The organism is Pedobacter panaciterrae (assembly GCF_013204795.1).
GTDB classification, from domain to species: Bacteria; Bacteroidota; Bacteroidia; order Sphingobacteriales; family Sphingobacteriaceae; genus Pedobacter; species Pedobacter panaciterrae.
Window position 1 is genome coordinate 153622 of sequence record NZ_JABMKW010000008.1, and the last position, 19316, is coordinate 172937.

Consider the following 19316-nt stretch of genomic DNA (forward strand, 5'->3'; position numbering starts at 1 on the left):
AAATAAATGGGTGTATAATAAATTCTTTGGGTTGCATTAAATAGAGCAACAGTGCATTCGTTTTTGAGTGATCATAAGACCAGATGAAGGGTAATGAGATGGAGATGAGCAGCGCATTTCTTTTTGGTGTACTTTCTGTGTCATGTTTTTATACATTTATAGTTTAGGTCATCCCTTACATACTTTGTCGCGAACAGAATTAGATTTGGTTATGATGATTGATAAGGAGCATTGCGCTGTTTAATCTTATCTTTTCCGCTTTGCAGCGAATTGGAATTAGCACCTTTTACAATAAATTGTAGAGGTTGCTAAGACATCATAGGGCCAATCCCTCAGTCTTTCTTGATAAGCAGGAAGTTTTAAGAACCATTTGCTGCGACAAATATAAGAATAATCTAGTATTCCTATAGAAATTAATAAAATAAATATTCTGTATTTTGAGCAGGACAGTACAGGTTGCTGAAAATGACTAAGAAAATTAACATTGTAAACACACTAAACTTTACCTGAATTATATTCTAATGAAATTTCTTTATTCTTTCTTGCTGATGCTCTTCACCATTTCTATGGCAGAAAAAGCATACTCTAATGAAGTTAAACCCTCAGGTTTGCAATGCGAACATTTAATAAACCCAATTGGGGTAGATTTGTTAAATCCGCGCTTGTCGTGGATGATGACAGATACCCGTCAGGGTGCTAAACAAACTGCTTATAGAATTATTGTAGGTAAAGATTCATCAGAAGTAGCAAAAAAAAGGGGCCTTTCGTGGGAGTCGGGCAAAGTAGCCTCGTCTGCAAATCTTGTTAATTATAAAGGCAAAACCTTAGAGCCGTTCACTAAATACTACTGGTCTGTTGAGCTTTGGGATAAAGATGGTAAACCAGCTTCATCTGGCGGGGTAGCAACTTTCGAAACAGGAATGATGAAAGTCGACAACTGGAAAGGTACCTGGATCAGTGATGGTAACGATATCGATAAACGCGAGGCTCCATATTTCAGAAAAGTATTTGAACCTTCTAAAAAAATAAAATCTGCAAGGGCATATATTGCTGCTGCTGGTTTGTACGAATTATATTTAAATGGGAAAAAAGTAGGGAACCATAGACTTGACCCTATGTACACCCGTTTCGACAGACGTAACTTATATGTTTCTTACGATGTTACTGCCCAACTTCAAAAAGGTAAAAATGCTGTTGGTGTTTTACTTGGTAATGGATGGTATAACCATCAATCTATTGCGGTATGGAATTTTGACAAGGCACCCTGGAGAGCAAGACCTACTTTTTGTCTGGATTTAAGAATCACCTATGAAGATGGAACTGTTGATGTGGTTACTTCCGGGGGCGACTGGAAAACAAGTTCAAGTCCGATAGTACTCAACAATATTTACACTGCCGAGCATTATGATGCACGCAAGGAACAACCGGGTTGGAATACTGCAGATTTTGATGATAAAAAGTGGAATGGCATCTCGCTTAGAGCTGCCCCGTCCAATAATGTTGTAAGTCAGGTTATGCAGCCAATTCGTAATGTCGAAGAAATTCCTTCTAAAACAATGCAAAAGGTTAACGACACTGTATATGTTTTTGATCTGGGCCGCAATATCTCTGGAGTTACAAAAATTAAAGTAAGCGGAGAGGAAGGCACTGTTATTCGTATTAAGCATGGCGAACGCTTGCATGCTAACGGAAGGCTAGACCTATCTAATATTGATGTTTACTATCGCCCTAAAGATAATACCGATCCTTTTCAAACAGATATCGTTACCTTATCAGGTAAAGGAGAACTTGAGTTTATGCCTAAGTTCAATTACAAAGGATTCCAGTATGTTGAGGTGATCAGCAGTAAGCCCGTACAATTAACCAAAGAAAGCATCACCGGTTACTTTATGCACAGTGATGTTACCCCGACAGGTAAAATAAGCTCTTCAAATAAGCTAATTGATCGACTATGGTGGGCAACTAACAATTCTTACTTGTCTAATCTAATGGGATATCCTACCGATTGTCCGCAAAGAGAAAAGAATGGATGGACTGGCGATGGACACTTTGCTGTTGAAACAGGCCTGTTTAATTTTGACGGTATTACAGTTTATGAAAAATGGCTTGCCGACCACAGGGACGAACAACAACCAAATGGCGTACTTCCTGATATTATACCTACAGGTGGATGGGGTTATGGATCGGCAAATGGAACTGACTGGACAAGTACAATTGCTATAATTCCATGGAATATATACATGTTTTATGGCGATAGTAAGTTGCTTTCAGATTCTTACAACAGCATTAAACGGTATGTGAATTACATAGAGCAAATTAGCCCTGCAGGATTAACAACCTTTGGCAGAGGCGATTGGGTGCCTGTTAAATCACAATCGTCATTGGAATATACCTCTTCTACTTATTACTATGTAGATGCAGTTATCCTTGCAAAGGCTGCAAAAATGTTTGGTAAGCAGGCCGATTATAGCTATTACAGCAATCTTGCAGAGAAAATTAAAAAGGCAATAAACGATAAGTATTTAAACCGCACAACGGGCATTTATGCATCAGGTGTACAAACTGAATTAAGTGTTGCCCTGCAATGGGGATTGGTACCTGGAGAGCTTATTACAAAAGTTGCAGAGAACCTTGCTAAAAGAGTTGCTGCCGATGGAATGCACCTTGACGTGGGTGTTTTGGGTGCAAAAGCAATATTAAATGCATTGAGTGACAATGGTCAGGCCGAAACAGCATATAAACTTGCAGCTCAGGATACCTACCCTTCATGGGGATGGTGGATTGTGAATGGAGCAACTACCTTATACGAAAACTGGGATATAAAAGCCGAAAGAGACATTTCTTTAAACCATATGATGTTTGGCGAAATAGGTGGCTGGTTCTTTAAAGGTTTGGGTGGAATTCACCCTGATGAACAACAACCGGGATTTAAGAATATTCAGCTTCGTCCTAATTTCGTTTCAGGGTTAGAACATTTCGAGGCAGAGCACGACGGTCCTTATGGTAAGATCATATCTTCATGGAAAAGATCAGGAAATGCTGTAATCTATACCGTAACTATTCCGGCAAATTCAAGTGCTACAATTACTTTCCCATTAACAGAGGGGAAAAAGGCCTTTAAAGATGGAAAAGCTGTTGCTGCCAAAACAAACATTGGAGCAGGTAAATATCAGTTTGAAATCAAATAGCAGTTATTTGTCTGGTATGGACCAATTGCATTAAATTACTTACTTTTAGAAAGATGAAGACTAAGTTTTTTGATTTTATTCATATTGATGAGTATTCTGCAACGCCTAAATATCTGCAACTGTCCAGTGCAATTATAAAAGCCGTTGAGCTGGGTAAATTAAAGAAAGACAATTTATTGCCTTCTATTAATGAGTTGAGCTATAAGTTGGAGATCTCGCGTGACACCGCTGAAAAAGGATACAAGTACCTTAAAAACATAGGTGTAATTAATTCCGTTCCGGGTAAAGGCTATTATATTGCCAATATAGATTTTAAGCAGAAACTAAAGGTGTTTCTGCTTTTCAATAAACTTAGCGCACACAAAAAGATTGTTTACGATGCATTTATTGCTGCATTGGGTGAGGATGTATCTGTAGATTTTTATATCTATAACAATGATTTCAGGCTTTTTAAACGATTTCTGACCGATAAAAAAGAAGAATATTCTCACTATGTGATCATTCCTCATTTTATTGAAGGCGAGGAATATGCCAGAGATATCATCAATACCATTCCAAAAGAAAAACTGGTTTTACTGGATAAAAAAATAAAAGGGGTTGATGGCGACTATGCTGCGGCTTATGAGAATTTTGAAAAGAATATTTACGACGCTTTGGAACAGGCCCGTAATGAGCTCAGCAAATACCACACACTAAAAATCATTTTCCCTAAAAAAAGCTATTTCCCTAAAGAGATTTTAGATGGGTTCCATCGCTTTTGTCAGCAGTATGCCTTTTCTCATCATGTAGTAAGTGATATATCTATTGAGCCAATAAACGAAGGAGAAGCTTTTATTAATTTAATGGAAGCCGATCTGGTTATTTTATTAGAACGGCTTATTAGTATGAAATATAAAATAGGAAAGAATGTAGGCGTAATATCTTACAATGAGACCCCTTTAAAGAAAATATTATTAAACGGTATTACTACTATTTCAACTGACTTTAAATTTATGGGTACAGTGGCTGCAAATCTTATCCTGGATAACTCCAGGCGCCATATCGAAGTACCTTTTTACTATACCCGCAGAGCATCAATCTAATTTTTTTTAGACTGTAACGAATTTATTTGTACTTCTTCATGATAGTACATGACAGTTTTAAAAATCTACTTGTATAAATTAGGCTTATTATTTTAACCAAATATAAAGTTCAATAAGTATGCAAGTAATTTTCGGGGTCATTTTCCATTTTATAGGAGGCTTTGCCTCTGGTAGTTTTTATATTCCTTATAAGAAGGTTAAGGGATGGGCCTGGGAGAGTTACTGGATTGTAGGTGGTATCTTTTCATGGTTGCTTGTGCCGCCTTTTGCAGCATGGCTTACTATTCCCGGTTTTACAGATATCATTGCTGCAACAAACGGTAAAATCTTATTACTTACTTACTTTTTCGGCGCCTTATGGGGAATAGGTGGCTTAACTTATGGTTTGGGTGTAAGGTATCTTGGGGTATCATTAGGAAGCTCTATTATTCTTGGATTATGTTCTGTTTTCGGAGCAATAATCCCTTCTGTATATTATAATTTTAATCCAAAACCGGGCAAGGATAGTTTAACAGATATGTTGAACAGCCAATGGGGGCAAATGGTTTTACTGGGTTTAGCAATCTGTGTTATCGGAATTATAGTTTGTGGCAAGGCCGGTGGCATGAAAGAAAAAGACCTGGTAGCGGCAGGTAAAGCCGATCCATCTAATAACGAATACAAAATTGGTCTGGGCCTTACTGTATCTATCATTTCAGGTATCCTTAGTGCTTGTTTTGCCTTTGGTATTGATGCCGGAAAAGACATGGCCAATGCCGCAAATGATATTTGGAAAAGCACACATCCGGGGCAGGGCGAATTCCTTTTCCAGAACAATGTAACCTATATCCTCATATTATGGGGAGGGTTAACTACCAACCTGATCTGGTGTATGATCTTGAATTTCCGTAACAAGACTTTTGGTGATTATACCAACAAAGAGACACCTCTTTTAAAGAACTACATATTTTCTGCGCTGGCAGGTACCACTTGGTTTTTGCAATTCTTCTTTTATGGAATGGGCGAAAGTAAACTAGGTAACGGAGCCAGTTCATGGATACTGCACATGGCATTTATCATTCTGATTGCTAACGCCTGGGGTCTTGCATTAAAGGAATGGTCGGGAGTTAAGAAGAAAACTTTCGGGACCGTGATAGCAGGTATAGCTATTATTATTATTTCTGTGCTAATTGTTGGCTACGGAAACTCAATCAAGTAAATACAAATTTAATTAATGAAATATTTTTATGACTGTTAGAACAACTGATTTTAAACATGTAAGTTATTTGTGGGATGATGCAAAGGCTGCAGAACTGGCTGGTGATGAGGTTGCATTGTTAATCTACCGTTCAAATTTACTAGGTGCTGATCTAAGACTTACAAATTACGGAGGTGGCAATACCTCTTGTAAGGCAATTACAAAGCACCCTTTAACCGGGCAGGATACCGAGGTAATGTGGGTTAAAGGATCCGGAGGAGATCTAGGTACATTGAAACAAAGCGGTTTAGCTGCATTGTATGTGGATAGCTTGCGAAATCTTAAAAATATTTACAGAGGACTTGCACATGAAGATGAAATGGTTGAATTATTTAACCATTGCATATATGACCTGAAATCTAAAGCTCCATCTATTGACACGCCATTACATGGTTTTTTACCTTTTAAACACATAGATCACCTGCATCCCGATGCTGCCATTGCAATAGCGGCAGCTAAAGATGGTGAACGTATCACTAAAGAATTATTTAACGGAACAATTGGCTGGGTGCCATGGCAAAAACCAGGTTTTGAACTTGGATTGCAATTGCGTAAATGTTTAGATGACAATCCAGGCATAAGAGGCATTATGTTAGGCTCGCATGGGCTGTTTACCTGGGGAGATACAGCCTTCGAAAGTTATATCAATACACTTGAAGTAATAGAAAAATGTGCCGAATATCTTGAAGCCAACTACGGTAAGAAAAAACCTGTATTTGGAGGTCAGAAAATTGAAAGCGCCGCACAAAATCTACGGCGTAAGCAAGCCGCTGCTATTGCTCCTGTCTTAAGAGGATTCTGCTCAAGTGAAAAGCATATGGCTGGTCATTTTACTGATGATGCAAGAGTGCTGGAGTTTATTAACTCTAATGATTTAGATCGTTTAGCACCACTTGGAACAAGTTGTCCTGATCATTTTCTGCGCACTAAGATAAGTCCGCTTGTACTTAAACTTGCTCCTAATGAAGACATCAGTGATGTTAAAGCGTTGAAAGAAAGATTGGCCCCTGAATTTGAAGCATATCGTAAAATGTATGCCGAATATTATAATTCTTGTAAACATGATAACAGTCCGGCGATGCGTGATGCTAATCCGGTAATTATATTATATCCTGGAATAGGAATGTTTTCTTTCTCTAAGGATAAACAAACTGCCAGAGTTGCTGCCGAGTTTTATACTAATGCCATCAATGTAATGAAAGGCGCTGAAGCCATATCTGAATACACTTCTTTACCGAGACAGGAAGCATTCAATATTGAATACTGGCTTTTGGAAGAGGCAAAATTGCAAAGAATGCCTAAACCAAAACCACTTTCGGGTAAAGTAGCCCTCATTACTGGCAGCGCCGGCGGTATTGGTAAAGCCATTGCCCGCAAATTTATAGAAGAAGGTGCATGTGCTGTAATCAATGATAATGATGCAGGCAGGCTGCAAAAAGCGAACGACAGCTTTAACAATGAGTTCGGTAAGGATGCTTATACTGCAGTAATATTAGATGTGACTGATTCAGCAAGCATTAAAAATGCTTTTGAAGAAGCAAGTCTGGAATTTGGAGGCGTAGATATAGTGGTAAATTGTGCCGGTATCTCTATTTCAAAACCTATTGAAGAGCATACTGAAAAAGATTGGGACCTTTTATATGATATTCTGGTAAAGGGCCAATTTCTAGTTACTCAGGCTGGAGTAGAGGTAATGCGTAAACAGGCTATTGGTGGCGATGTATTGAATATAGTTAGCAAAAATGCGTTGGTTTCAGGACCAAACAACGCGGGCTATGGATCTGCAAAAGCTGCTCAGTTACACTTAAGCAGATTAAATGCAGCTGAACTTGGGACAGATCATATCCGCGTAAACACAGTTAACCCTGATGCTGTAATATCAGACAGTAAGATTTGGGAAGGCGAATGGGCTGCAGGCAGAGCTAAAGCATATGGAATTACGGTACAAGAGTTGCCAGCTTTCTATGCAAAGCGTACCTTGCTTAATGAAGTGATATTGCCTGAGGATATTTCTAATGCATGTTTTGCTTTTGTTGGCGGACTAATGAATAAATCAACAGGTAATGTATTGAATGTGGATGGGGGCGTTGCAAATGCCTTTGTTCGTTAAAACTTAAAACCTACACAGATGAAACTAGAAAATTATCAATTAGAATCACATAATAGCGACCTTTTGGCCAAACATCAGCGTCAGCTTGATTTCATTACATCAGAAATTTCTAATGCTCAAAGTATTATTCAGAAACTGGTAGATTTCCAGATTGCTATTCCAAGTTGGGCTTTAGGTACAGGTGGAACAAGATTTGGGCGTTTCTCTTCAGGGGGTGAGCCTAGAAATCTGGAAGAAAAAATTGAAGATATAGGTTTGCTTCACAAGCTTAATGGCTCAAGCGGTGCTATTTCTTTGCACATCCCATGGGATGTTGCTGATAATACCAATGCAATTAAAGCTTTAGCTGCACAACATGGTTTACGTTTTGATGCTATGAACTCAAATACGTTTCAGGATCAGCCAGATCAGGCACAAAGTTATAAATTCGGGTCGTTACAGCATGTAGATAAAGCAGTGAGGAAACATGCCATTGACCATAACATAGAAGTTATTCGTCAGGGTGTTGAATTGGGATCTAAAGCACTTACTGTGTGGCTGGCAGATGGATCTTGTTTCCCGGGGCAGCTTAATTTCAGAAAAGCCTTCCATAACACTTTAGAAAGTTTACGCGAAATTTATGCGGCTTTACCAAATGACTGGAAGATATTTGTAGAGTATAAAGCTTTTGAGCCTAATTTTTATTCAACTACTGTTGGAGACTGGGGACAATCTTTATTATTTGCCAATAAACTAGGGCCAAAAGCATATACTTTGGTAGATCTTGGTCACCACCTGCCAAATGCAAATATTGAGCAAATTGTTTCGCTTTTGCTGATGGAAGAAAAGCTAGGTGGTTTCCATTTTAACGATTCAAAATATGGCGATGATGATTTAACCGCCGGTAGCATTAAACCGTATCAACTGTTCCTTATATTTAATGAACTTGTTGAAGGCATGGATGCCCGTGGAATGGATCATAGAGAAGATCTGGGTTGGATGATTGATGCATCACATAATGTAAAAGATCCGCTCGAAGACCTTTTACAATCTGTTGAAGCTATAATGATTGCTTACGCTCAGGCGCTATCTGTTGATCGTGTTGCTTTACAGGAAGCACAAGCTATTAATGATGTAGCACGCAGTCAGGAGATCTTACAGCAGGCTTTCAGAACAGACGTACGTCCGTTGGTAGCAGAAGCACGCTTACGTTCAGGAGCAGCATTATCACCACTTCAGGCTTTCAGAAAATTCAATGTGCGACAAGAGTTAATTAAAAACCGTGGAGCAAAAACGGTAGCAACAGGGTTGTAATTGATGGGAGTTAAAATGAAGGCAATCCCTGTAATAGCGATTTTCGATGTTGGTAAGACCAATAAGAAGCTGTTTCTTTTTGATGAGAACTATAAAATAGTTTTTGAGAGATCGGCACGGTTTACTGAAACTGTAGATGAGGATGGGGACCCGTGTGAGAATTTGGAAAGCCTAAGGCTATCTGTTTTTGATTCCTTAAGGGAGGTTTTTAGAAATCCGGCTTTCGAAATAAAGTCTATTAATTTTGCAACTTACGGTGCCAGCTTTGTTTATATAGATGAGGCCGGGAATCCTTTGGCACCACTATATAATTATCTGAAAGCCTATCCAGAGGAACTTACAGAACAATTCTATAATGCCTACGGGGGAAAAGAAGCATTCTCTAATCTCACCGCATCTCCGGTATTGGGGAGCCTGAATTCGGGAATGCAGTTGTATCGGATTAAGTACGAGAACCCTGACCTGTTTAAAAGAATAAAGTATGCGCTTCATTTGCCGCAATACCTTAGTTATCTGATTTCGGGCGAAGCATATTCTGATCTTACGAGTATTGGCTGTCATACCAATTTATGGGATTTCACTAAAAGCACTTACCATGAATGGGTTAAAAAGGAAGGTATATTGGAAAAGCTTGCACCTATTGTTCCTTCAAACAGTGTAATGCCAGCTGCATTTCCTGGCAACAATTATGCTGTAGGGGCAGGATTTCATGATAGCTCAGCAGCTTTGGTGCCTTATCTGGTAAATTTCCATGAGCCATTTATTTTATTATCTACCGGTACATGGTGCATTAGCCTTAACCCTTTTAACGCTAGTCCGCTTACTGCAGAAGAGTTAGAAAATGATTGCCTTTGTTATTTGCAATACGAGGGTAAGCCGGTTAAAGCATCACGTCTTTTTTCAGGATATGAGCATGAACAGCAGGTGAAACGAATTGCAGCTCATTTCGGTACAGACATCATCACTTATCGCTCTGTTCCGTACGATCCAAAGATCATTGAAGAGCTGGAGCATAAGCCCCAATCGGATATTACTTCTTTTGCAGAGCGTAACCTGGCAGACTATTCATCAGATATTATAGCTTATCATCAACTCGTTTTAGATCTGGTAAATCTGCAATATATAGCTACAAACAGGGTGCTTAAAGGCACCAAGGTAAAACGAATATTTGTAGACGGAGGATTTAGTAAAAACGCCATATTTATGAATTTGCTAGCCATTGCATTTCCTGAGCTTGAAGTATTTGCAGCCTTTATGGCGCAGGCAACTGCAGTAGGAGCGGCTTTGGCCATTCACAAATCATGGAACACTAAACCCTTACCAAATGATATTATTGAACTAAAGTATTATTCTGTAGTTCAGCACCAGAATTAATTATCGTGAGGCAAATTTAGCGGTAATTAATATTGGTTAATTTTAGTTTATGAATTAAGTCGCCTTAACGGGCGACTTTTTATATTTAGACAAGTTGATGAGTAAAACACTGGCCAGAATAACAATTAAACCCGTTATCTGAATAATGCTTATGATCTCATTTGCAAAAAATACAGCAAGTAATACCGCAACCACAGGGTTTACATAAGCGTAAGTACTTACTTGTGTTGCAGGGCGAACCTGTAGTAGCCATACATAGGCGCTAAATGCCACTATTGATCCGAATATGATCAGATAGGCAATTGACCACCATGCTGATTCGGGAACATTTTGAAACTGAAAACCATTCATTTCTCCGGCAATCATACTTCCCGGTATAAATAAAACTCCTGCAATTAACATCTGCCATGCAGTAGAAACCGATGCAGGAGTATCAGGCGCAGGATGATATTTTGAATACAACGATCCACCAGCCCAGCCAATCGGACCAATAATCAACAGGATCATTCCCAGAACATTTCGAGAATCTTGCTGCACAGAAAAACTAGCAGTTAGCTGTTCCCAAAATAAAAGGATTACACCTAAAAATCCGATGATTAAACCGGCAACAGTAAATTTGTTGCTAAAGTTTTCTTTCCACTTGCCCTTATCTAATATCACAAACCAGATTGCGGCTGACGAAACCATAATGGCAACCAGTCCACTTGGTAAAAATTGTTCTACCCAGATCACTATTCCATTACCCACGCCGAGCATCAGTATACCACTTATACCTGCATGAAATATATTCTTTTTATTAAATACCGGTAAACCATTTAAAATACACCAGCTAAGCAGGAGTGTGCCCGCAATGATAAATCTAAATGCACCTAAAAAGAATGGTGGAAAGCCGGCTACAGCTTTAGAAATGAAAAAATAGGTTGATCCCCATACCGCGTAAACGATAAGAAAGGCCAACAGAACAAGTAAAAGTGGGGCAGATTTTTTTTGAACGGAGGGCATAATTATTTTTTAACAAATAGAACATTTATCAAAGAGAAAATCATTCTTTAATAAATTATATAACAATTCTATTACCAAAGGTGCCTTGTATTGGCTTTACAGCTCTTCTCCGGTTGTTGACCTTATTTCGTTTCTTACATTAATGCTAACACCGTCTTTATTAACCACCGAATAATCGATTTCAATTGAACTGCTGTTAATCTTTATTTCATTAATAACACCGCTTCTAATTTCTCCGATTTTTTCAAGAAGATCTATGTCGTATTTTACTGAATTATCAGCCAGTCTTTTACAAACAAAATGAAAATCGCTGGTTACCAGAATATATTCTGAATCAGAAAGGGCCTTTTCAGCGTATTTAAGGTCTCTTGGAGAAGGAAAACTTCCTGCCAGGGTTCCTTGCTGATTGTATATGTAATTTACAGAGCTTACAATCTTACCAGCAACGTCTAATTTGCTTTTTGTGATCTCGGTAAGGCTGTTAGTCCATGGCAACATTTCAGAAGTGAAAGGCTCATCTTTGCCAGGTATTACGGAGGTGTAAGTATTCGTAATTGCACTGCTGTTGATGTCAATTTTAGTGAAGTCTTCAATAAACGGATCGGCCGCATTATTTATCTGGCTTTCTCTCATTTGCCGGGTGATATAAATAACTTTATTTACTTCCTTTATTCTGATAAAAAAATTATAACCTACCTGAACTTTGGTTCCACTGGCTGTTGGAATTTCAGTAGGGTCTCCGGTGTAAGTTTTAACCTTTAATTGATTGCCAGACCCATCAAAATAGCCGATCCAGTATTTTTTGTCCTTAGCTCCGGCAATTACATAACTGCCTTTACTATCTTTAAAAACCAATACTTTAACGATCAGGTTTTGTTTATCCGAGATTTTTAGATTTAATCTTTTAACCAAAGAGTCATTGCCTAAACTAACATCATCGCCAGGTTGGTTTTCAGCAGGTTTCTTACTGCAACTTGCAATTGCAAGGCATATCATTACCAATAGAGTTAAATGTAGTTTCATTAGGTTAGTTTGGTTCTTTGTTGTTGTATTGATTTTTCTGATCCGTACAGAACTTGATAAGGTAAATATATTGTTTTGTATTAAATAGTTAAAGCCTAATTGTTATATTTTTCTGGTGATGATAGTTATTATTGCTTTTAGTGTTAGATAATGCGTTAATGTCTGAAACAAGCATTAATGTATTCAATCAATTTTATATATTTGCGGACTTTGTCTTCGTAGTTCAATGGATAGAATGTCAGATTCCGGTTCTGATGATGGGGGTTCGAATCCCTTCGAGGACACACAATTTAGAAAACCGTCTTTATTTAATCAAGACGGTTTTTTTATTAATATACTTACTCATTGCTTCTTGTATTAGAGTATATAAATGGTTCGGTCCAGGCTTAGTAATAACAGGTGTTTCACAGGTGTTATATAGGTGTATAAGCGCGTAAAGTATTGTTATGAGTACTTCCATATTTAATGATCATGGCTGATATTATATGGAATCTGATAGGAGGGATATAAACGTAGAAAGCGTGGAACCCCACTTACCGAGCCAGAGGTCCTAGGAGACCGCGCAAGGAAAAGCAGAGCCCACGCTTATCGCGTGAGCACTCTTCACTTATCCTCTTGCTGCTATTTGAAATTTCCTAGGTTTCTGGCTCAAGATTCTTAAGTGCTAAATGCCTCAAATATTTTGAAGATTTCGCAAATTTATAATATTAGCTTGTTACATATCTTTTTAGTTTTATCAAATATACTAAAGCACTATTTAAAGAACAGTAATTTCTATATAGTTAATTTGTGCAAGAATAATTAAAAATTTGAAAGAAAAATCAATATTTTGTAGATATTCAAATTGAATGATACCGAGAGTTTACTTTATAAATAATTTTATATATTAAAGGCATTGTAAATATAACCAAATGAAAAAACCCTTACTATTCCTGATCCTTACTTTTTTGACCTTTTCCCTATATGCAAATATCCGTTTGCCAAATATATTAGGCAGCAATATGGTATTACAGCAGAAATCAACCACTAAGTTTTGGGGCTGGGGTTTGCCTGGTGAAAAGATAAAAATTACTACTTCATGGGATAATAAAACCATAGAAGCATTAACAGATGGAAATGCAAGCTGGCAAATTAGTATTCAAACACCACAAGCAGGTGGACCCTATACTGTTTTGCTTGAAGGTGAAAATAAAATTACACTCGAAAATATATTTATAGGAGAAGTATGGGTGTGCAGCGGACAATCTAACATGGAATGGAGTCATAATAATGGACTTACAAGCATTAAAGACGAATTTTCGCAACTTAGCAAACTAAATATCAAACTATTCAGAATACCTAAAACAACTTCAAAAACACCTCAGGATAATACCGAGGGTACCTGGGTGGCTTGCGATAGCAATACCTTAAAGGCATTTAGTGCTGTAGGCTATTATTTTGGGAAAGAGCTGAATAAGGATTTGAATGTACCGATAGGACTGATCAGCAGCAATTGGGGCGGTACACCGGCCGAAGTTTGGACCCCTGAAAATTTAGTAGAAGGTAACATGGTTTTAAAGGATGCAGCAGCAAAAAAAACGCCTGCTCCATGGTGGCCTACTGCCCCAGGTTATGCTTACAATGCAATGATTGCCCCGCTCGTTAATTATAACATAGCAGGTTCAATCTGGTACCAAGGCGAAAGTAACACCACAACTGCATCAAGTTATGCTGAATTAATGAATACCATGATAAGTGCCTGGCGCAAGGCCTGGAATAACAATTTCCCATTTTATTATGTACAAATAGCTCCTTATAAGTATGATAGTTATAATATCGGTGCATTATTGAGGGAAGCACAGACAAAGAATCTGGCTACAGAAAAAACAGGAATGGTAGTAGTTTCAGATTTGGTTAGCGATACACTAAACATCCATCCGACCAATAAGAAGGATGTAGGTCTGCGGTTGGCCAATTTGGCTTTAGTCGAGACTTACGGTTTAAAAAAAAGCGCATATAAAAGCCCGATTTTTAACTCTTTAAATGTAAATGGAAGTAATGCAGAGATTGATTTAGATTACGCCGAAACAGGATTAATGCTGAAGGGCGACAAACCAAAGGAGATTTTTATAGCTGGCGCCGATAAGGTGTTTCACCCTGCAACGGTTAAAATAAAAGGAAATAAAATCATTGTTTCAAATAAGCTGGTAAAAGTACCGGTTGCTGTTCGCTACCAATTTAGCAATGCAGGCCTAGGTAACCTTTTTAGTAAAGCTGGCTTGCCCGTAGCACCTTTTAGAACAGACGATTGGGAACTTGATATCAGTAAGATAAAGTAATATTTGACAGCTTTTTCTTTATAAAATCGATCTTACCAATCCACCTTCAACCCGAATTGCAGCTCCATTTGTACCAGATGCTAATGGACTTGCATAGTAGGTAACGGTATTGGCAATTTCATCAACCGAAAGAAATCTCTGCAGCAAAGAGGTTGGACGCATGTTCTTAAAGAAATCGACTTCTACTTCGGCAACCGAAATGTTTCCTGCTTTTGCTAAATCTTCAATAAAAGTGCCTACACCCTGAGATTTAGTTGGGCCAGGAAGAATACTGTTTACTGTTACTCCAGTGTTCTTACTAAGCTCGGCCAGGCCTCTGCTAATGGCTAACTGTGCTGTTTTTGTCATCCCGTAGTGGATCATTTCATCCGGAATAAAAACTGCGGATTCGCTTGAAATAAATATGATCCGACCCCAGTTTTTCTTTAGCATTTTTGGAAATAGGTTACGGGATAGTCTGATGCCACTCATTACGTTTACTTCAAAAAACCTGAACCAATCCTCATCCGGTATTTCTTCAAAGGGTTTTGGTTCAAAAATACCTGCATTGTTAACGAGTATATCAATATCGGGAAGGCTTTTGATTAATGTATTCACTTCTTCAGTATTTCCGAAATCGGCAGCCAGGCCTGAAACATCTGCACCCTTTACAAGGCTTTTTAATTTTTCAACGGCATCGGCAACACCACGTTCGGCGCGACCGTTGATAATCACTTTTACGCCTTCTTTTAATAAGCTGTGTGCAATTGCAAATCCTATTCCTGCTGTAGAACCACTAATAAAAGCGACTTTACCCTGAAGTTTTAAATCCATAATCTAAATTTAAGTTAAAACAAATATACATTATGAAGATCGGAAGTAGGAGATAATTAAGCGCGTATCTGCGCATGCAGTTACGCGCTTAATTAAAGTTCTTATTTGGAGTAAGTAACTACCAAAGGAAGGTGATCTGAGGCATGAATATCATTTATAACCTGATGAGAGGCAACCTTAAGTTTACTTCCTTTTTTTAAGAGAATAAAATCAATCTCTTTATCAGGATTTACATCTGGGATAGTAGGTGCACAGTTCTGTTCGCAGCTGCGGGTAAAATGTTTCTCCAATATAGCCATTGCAGGGGTAGTAGCGGTAAGGTTAAGGTCACCGGCTAAAATAACCTCTGTTTTCCTATTTCCCAATATCTTGTTGATCTCGGCAACTTGTAATAAACGATGCTCATTATTCAGGTCAAGATGGGTACAGGCAAAGTCCAATTTGCTGCCATTTGGCAGTGTAACATTTACTATTGCCAATGAGCGTTGCTCTGCTTTTAGTCCTTCTTTAAACGGAAGGGGGAAACGCTCAGATTTGTTGATTTTAAATTTAGAGAGTATAGCAACACCATATTCTCCTCCGTCGTAATCTATTCCTTTTGAAAAGAAACTATACATGCCTGTTAATTCTGCCAGCTTTTTTACCTGATCAACATTACCGCTTCGCGGAGTTAATACATCCAGTTCCTGCAAAGCTACAAGATCTGGCGACTGACTTTTAATGACATCAGCTATTGCCTGAAGATCAATTACGCCTTCCTGAGCAGGTGGATTTGCGTGATGAATGTTATAGGTCATTACTTTTAAAGAGTCTGTATTTGTGCTATTTGCCATAGCAAGCATACTACAGTTACTTAGGGCCAAAATTACCACCAGATGTTTAAGATATGTTTTCATATATGTGTTTCGCAAGTTAATCAAATCAGATCGATGTATGGTACAGTTTCTCATGTTAAAGCTTGGATATTGCGCTGGTTCTGCCTTTGGCCCAAATATCTCTGATTGTATCTTCATCGCCATGTCCATTAGGCACGGCGGCACTGCGGTTATTGGCATCATACCATTTCTTATTGGTAAGTTTTGTAGTTTGTCTGCTCCCTGGCATTTCAAGAAACCCATTAGGATCAGCCTTTGCAAGCCAATTATAGGCATGGTGTAGCCAATCTCGACGGTATTGATCACTTTGCTTTGCAAACCAGCTGATCTCATCGTACCCCCAAACGTAAATATCTCCAACAGGTTTGCCCGGCGACTTACTTGCACCAAAGTTATCCAGCTCTGCCAAGTAGGGTAGGTGTTCGCATGTCCAGCCACTTGGAGTTATTCCGCCTTTGCTGCGGTTAAAAAGAGCGTCAGAATGCCCAACTTTAAGAATTGCTTCTTCCGGTTTTTCAGGTGTTTCCAGAATCCTTAAAGGGAAAGAATGAAAGTCCATAAGCAATTTGCCTTCGCGCACAAAACCACCACTTGGAACATGTGAGTCGCATATCAGCATCTTTCTTCTGGCATGTTTAGCTGCATAACCTCTAATAAGATCTAATACCTGCGCATAATGATCAAGGTTCTTATCATTTTTATTCATTAACTCAACCTGGCCAAAGTGTATACCCTCTATGCCTGCATCAATATATGAAGCGGCAAGAAAATAGAAGAGTAGTTTTGTTTCAGATCTGCTGATGTCGGGCACGCCCGAATTTCCCCAATGTTTATTCATTCTTCCGTCTGCATAAAGTATATCTGAATAGCGGAAGTTTCGTTTTTCAACCGGAAGATCAAGCGCTTTAAAAGCCCATTCCGGTACAGGAACTTTTTCAATTTCAGGGGTAACGATTTCAAAGATACAAGCTTGTAAAATGATATCCGGATCTACCTGATGTACTCTGGCAGCCAGCTGTTTTTCCTGTTCAAAGTTCTTTAAAAGATCAGCTTCGCCTCCCCACTGGCAAACTGCGCGACCAATGAACTTAGCACCTATGTTTTTAATCATCCTTAAGTTATCGTCAAAATTGCCTTCTCCGGTAAGCATCCTTTGCATAGTTATTGAACGATCTAAATAATTTTCCAATACTTTTCTTGAGATCTTGCCTTTAAACTTATAGTCAGTTTTTTGAGGAGAAGTAGTTGCTGCTGTATGTATGCCTGCTATGGCAGAATTAATGAGGCAAATAAAAGTCAGCATTAATAAAGTTGACTTTAAAAACTTAGGGTTCATATAATCAATATTAGGGTGGTAGTGGTTGTTTATCAAACTTAACCAGTATGCGTATCAAATACTCATTATTGAATGTAAAGTAATTGATACGCAGTTGGTTTTGTAAAATTAGCCCTGACTTTTAACACCAGGACTAATTTTAACAAGGCTTAGTATCCGGGATTCTGAGTGTAATTTGGATTTGCCAATTGATTTGATGGTATTGGGAAAACCAGATACTTAGGATCGTCAGTTGGTTTTTCCTGCCATGGGGTAAGGTATTTTCCAAAACGGATAAGGTCTTGTCTTCTTACCCCTTCCCAGAAAAACTCGCGCCCTCTTTCATCTAACAACTGGTCGAGTGTTACGGCAGTCCATACGGTTGCCTTCCTCACTAATCTTACCTGATTAACTAATGCTAAAGCAAGCGCAGGCTGTTGAGTTCTTAATAACGCTTCGGCCTTCATCAGTAAAACATCTGAATAGCGATAATACACCCAATCATTTTCAGGTATTCCTGTAGCTGAATTGGTATAGTCGATAGGATACTTGATTACGCGTATGCCCGCAACTTCTAATCTGTCTTTATCCCTTTCAATGATATTAACCTCAGGTGTGAATATCAAATTATTGCCTCTTCTATCCTTTATGGCAACTCCGTTCTGGTTAACTTGCTGCCCAACAAGGAAGCCAACTCTTACTCCGGATACGTTTGTAACACCCGGGTAGGCTGCACCTCTTCTGGAATCCACACTTTCAAACTTGTTGTAGAAGTCGGATAAGGTACAAAAGCCATTATTACCACTTGGATTTTGGTTGTAGTGTAAAGGAGCAACCCACATTGCATTCAGTCCACCAGCATCTGATCCACCAACATTGCGTCCGGCAAAAACATTCTCCTTTGAGCCATCATTTGAAGGTGCAAAATTGTCGAAGTAATTTGCAGCCAATACATATTTGTTGGTGCCAATAATTTCATCAGCAAGACTGATAACTTTGGTCATATCTGCTGCATCAAAGGTTGGCGCTGCACGGTTTAAGAATGCTCCTTTGTTCAAATAACATTTCATGAGCAGCATACGAGCGGCATTTTTGTTGGCACTTGTTGTAGGACCATCTGGTAAATTAGGAATAATTGCCGTAATCTCCGTAATCAGGTAATTGATCTCATCGGCAGCATTTCTTACTCTCGAAGGTTGTGTAACATCCTCGCCCGGTTCTCTATAAGGTACCTGACCCCAGCCATCCAGAACAGCAAATTCTGAAAATGCACGAATGAATCTGGCTTCTGCGGCCTGTTGTGGACTAGGATTGAATTGAAGTACGCTGGTGGCAACATAACTTGCACTACCCAGGTCCCTGAATACACTATGAATACGGGTATGATCTGGTGCCCATTTGTGCAGATGGAGCGCTCTCCATGCACCATTGTCGTCCCAGTCTCCACCGCGGGTTGGAACAATGGCCTCATCAGTAGGGAATTCCTGTAATGCCCACCATCCATATGGTCCCTGGAAAGGAGCCCTCATTGCATTATAGCTTGCATTTAGTACAGCTGCAACATTGCCGGAGCTTACACCACTGTCATTGATCTCGCCATTAAGTGTTTCATCAAGTTTTGTACAGCCCGCAATTGATAAAGCAGTAATTATTAAGGCTGTTATATATCTATTTTTCATGTCTGAG

At 38.8% G+C, this 19316-nt stretch carries 13 protein-coding genes, 1 tRNA gene and 1 riboswitch; of the genes, 8 read left to right on the top strand and 6 right to left on the bottom strand.

Going from position 1 to position 19316, the window contains the following annotated elements:
• Positions 1–243: 243 nt before the first annotated feature.
• Positions 244–352: riboswitch (SAM riboswitch) on the bottom strand.
• A gap of 169 nt (positions 353–521) precedes the next feature.
• From HQN86_RS02815 to HQN86_RS02840, 6 genes are all read left to right on the top strand, one after another.
• The gene (locus tag HQN86_RS02815; RefSeq protein WP_172659525.1) at positions 522–3188 is read left to right on the top strand and encodes an alpha-L-rhamnosidase; all 2667 of its coding nucleotides are present in this window, start codon (positions 522–524) and stop codon (positions 3186–3188) included.
• Positions 3189–3241: 53 nt separating this feature from the next.
• Positions 3242–4270, top strand: a complete 1029-nt coding sequence (locus HQN86_RS02820; RefSeq protein WP_048907015.1) for a GntR family transcriptional regulator — start codon at positions 3242–3244, stop codon at positions 4268–4270.
• A 118-nt stretch (positions 4271–4388) separates the two neighbouring features.
• Positions 4389–5468 (top strand): L-rhamnose/proton symporter RhaT, encoded by a 1080-nt coding sequence (gene rhaT, locus HQN86_RS02825; RefSeq protein ID WP_172659526.1) that lies wholly within the window; start codon positions 4389–4391, stop codon positions 5466–5468.
• Between the two features lie 28 nt (positions 5469–5496).
• Complete coding sequence (locus HQN86_RS02830) at positions 5497–7617, top strand: bifunctional aldolase/short-chain dehydrogenase (protein WP_172659527.1); 2121 nt, start codon at positions 5497–5499, stop codon at positions 7615–7617.
• Positions 7618–7635: 18 nt separating this feature from the next.
• A complete protein-coding gene (locus HQN86_RS02835; RefSeq protein ID WP_172659528.1) occupies positions 7636–8910 on the top strand; it encodes a TIM barrel protein in 1275 nt (424 codons plus the stop codon).
• A gap of 15 nt (positions 8911–8925) precedes the next feature.
• Positions 8926–10284, top strand: a complete 1359-nt coding sequence (locus tag HQN86_RS02840) for an FGGY-family carbohydrate kinase (RefSeq protein WP_172659529.1) — start codon at positions 8926–8928, stop codon at positions 10282–10284.
• Positions 10285–10338: 54 nt separating this feature from the next.
• Here HQN86_RS02840 and HQN86_RS02845 read toward each other — a convergent pair whose 3' ends face one another.
• Positions 10339–11286: an EamA family transporter gene (locus tag HQN86_RS02845; protein ID WP_172659530.1), complete on the bottom strand. Its 948-nt coding sequence runs from the start codon at positions 11284–11286 to the stop codon at positions 10339–10341.
• A gap of 96 nt (positions 11287–11382) precedes the next feature.
• Positions 11383–12309 carry a hypothetical protein gene (locus tag HQN86_RS02850; protein ID WP_172659531.1) on the bottom strand — a complete coding sequence of 309 codons (927 nt, stop codon included), beginning with the start codon at positions 12307–12309 and terminating at the stop codon, positions 11383–11385.
• A 212-nt stretch (positions 12310–12521) separates the two neighbouring features.
• Here HQN86_RS02850 and HQN86_RS02855 point away from each other — a divergent pair.
• Together HQN86_RS02855 and HQN86_RS02860 are read left to right on the top strand one after the other, a co-directional pair.
• Positions 12522–12593 (top strand) — tRNA-Arg (locus tag HQN86_RS02855).
• 627 nt (positions 12594–13220) lie between these two features.
• Complete coding sequence (locus tag HQN86_RS02860; protein WP_172659532.1) at positions 13221–14627, top strand: sialate O-acetylesterase; 1407 nt, start codon at positions 13221–13223, stop codon at positions 14625–14627.
• An 18-nt stretch (positions 14628–14645) separates the two neighbouring features.
• Here HQN86_RS02860 and HQN86_RS02865 read toward each other — a convergent pair whose 3' ends face one another.
• The 4 genes from HQN86_RS02865 to HQN86_RS02880 all read right to left on the bottom strand — a co-directional run bounded on the left by HQN86_RS02865 (position 14646) and on the right by HQN86_RS02880 (position 19309).
• Positions 14646–15440, bottom strand: a complete 795-nt coding sequence (locus tag HQN86_RS02865; RefSeq protein WP_172659533.1) for an SDR family NAD(P)-dependent oxidoreductase — start codon at positions 15438–15440, stop codon at positions 14646–14648.
• 101 nt (positions 15441–15541) lie between these two features.
• Entirely contained in the window at positions 15542–16336 is a 795-nt protein-coding gene (locus HQN86_RS02870; RefSeq protein ID WP_172659534.1) for an endonuclease/exonuclease/phosphatase family protein, read from the bottom strand.
• 55 nt (positions 16337–16391) lie between these two features.
• Positions 16392–17651, bottom strand: a complete 1260-nt coding sequence (locus tag HQN86_RS02875; protein WP_216854309.1) for a hypothetical protein — start codon at positions 17649–17651, stop codon at positions 16392–16394.
• 149 nt (positions 17652–17800) lie between these two features.
• Positions 17801–19309 (bottom strand): RagB/SusD family nutrient uptake outer membrane protein, encoded by a 1509-nt coding sequence (locus HQN86_RS02880; protein WP_172659535.1) that lies wholly within the window; start codon positions 19307–19309, stop codon positions 17801–17803.
• Positions 19310–19316: the final 7 nt, after the last annotated feature.

What these genes read in the sequence shown, in the direction of transcription:
- HQN86_RS02830 (WP_172659527.1), top strand. Translation starts at nt 5,497, where the DNA reads ATGACTGTTAGAACAACTGATTTTAAACATGTAAGTTATTTGTGGGAT.
- HQN86_RS02840 (WP_172659529.1), top strand. Translation starts at nt 8,926, where the DNA reads ATGAAGGCAATCCCTGTAATAGCGATTTTCGATGTTGGTAAGACCAAT.
- HQN86_RS02845 (WP_172659530.1), bottom strand. Translation starts at nt 11,286, where the DNA reads ATGCCCTCCGTTCAAAAAAAATCTGCCCCACTTTTACTTGTTCTGTTG.
- HQN86_RS02865 (WP_172659533.1), bottom strand. Translation starts at nt 15,440, where the DNA reads ATGGATTTAAAACTTCAGGGTAAAGTCGCTTTTATTAGTGGTTCTACA.
- HQN86_RS02815 (WP_172659525.1), top strand. Translation starts at nt 522, where the DNA reads ATGAAATTTCTTTATTCTTTCTTGCTGATGCTCTTCACCATTTCTATG.
- HQN86_RS02820 (WP_048907015.1), top strand. Translation starts at nt 3,242, where the DNA reads ATGAAGACTAAGTTTTTTGATTTTATTCATATTGATGAGTATTCTGCA.
- rhaT (WP_172659526.1), top strand. Translation starts at nt 4,389, where the DNA reads ATGCAAGTAATTTTCGGGGTCATTTTCCATTTTATAGGAGGCTTTGCC.
- HQN86_RS02870 (WP_172659534.1), bottom strand. Translation starts at nt 16,336, where the DNA reads ATGAAAACATATCTTAAACATCTGGTGGTAATTTTGGCCCTAAGTAAC.
- HQN86_RS02875 (WP_216854309.1), bottom strand. Translation starts at nt 17,651, where the DNA reads ATGAACCCTAAGTTTTTAAAGTCAACTTTATTAATGCTGACTTTTATT.
- HQN86_RS02860 (WP_172659532.1), top strand. Translation starts at nt 13,221, where the DNA reads ATGAAAAAACCCTTACTATTCCTGATCCTTACTTTTTTGACCTTTTCC.
- HQN86_RS02880 (WP_172659535.1), bottom strand. Translation starts at nt 19,309, where the DNA reads ATGAAAAATAGATATATAACAGCCTTAATAATTACTGCTTTATCAATT.
- HQN86_RS02850 (WP_172659531.1), bottom strand. Translation starts at nt 12,309, where the DNA reads ATGAAACTACATTTAACTCTATTGGTAATGATATGCCTTGCAATTGCA.
- HQN86_RS02835 (WP_172659528.1), top strand. Translation starts at nt 7,636, where the DNA reads ATGAAACTAGAAAATTATCAATTAGAATCACATAATAGCGACCTTTTG.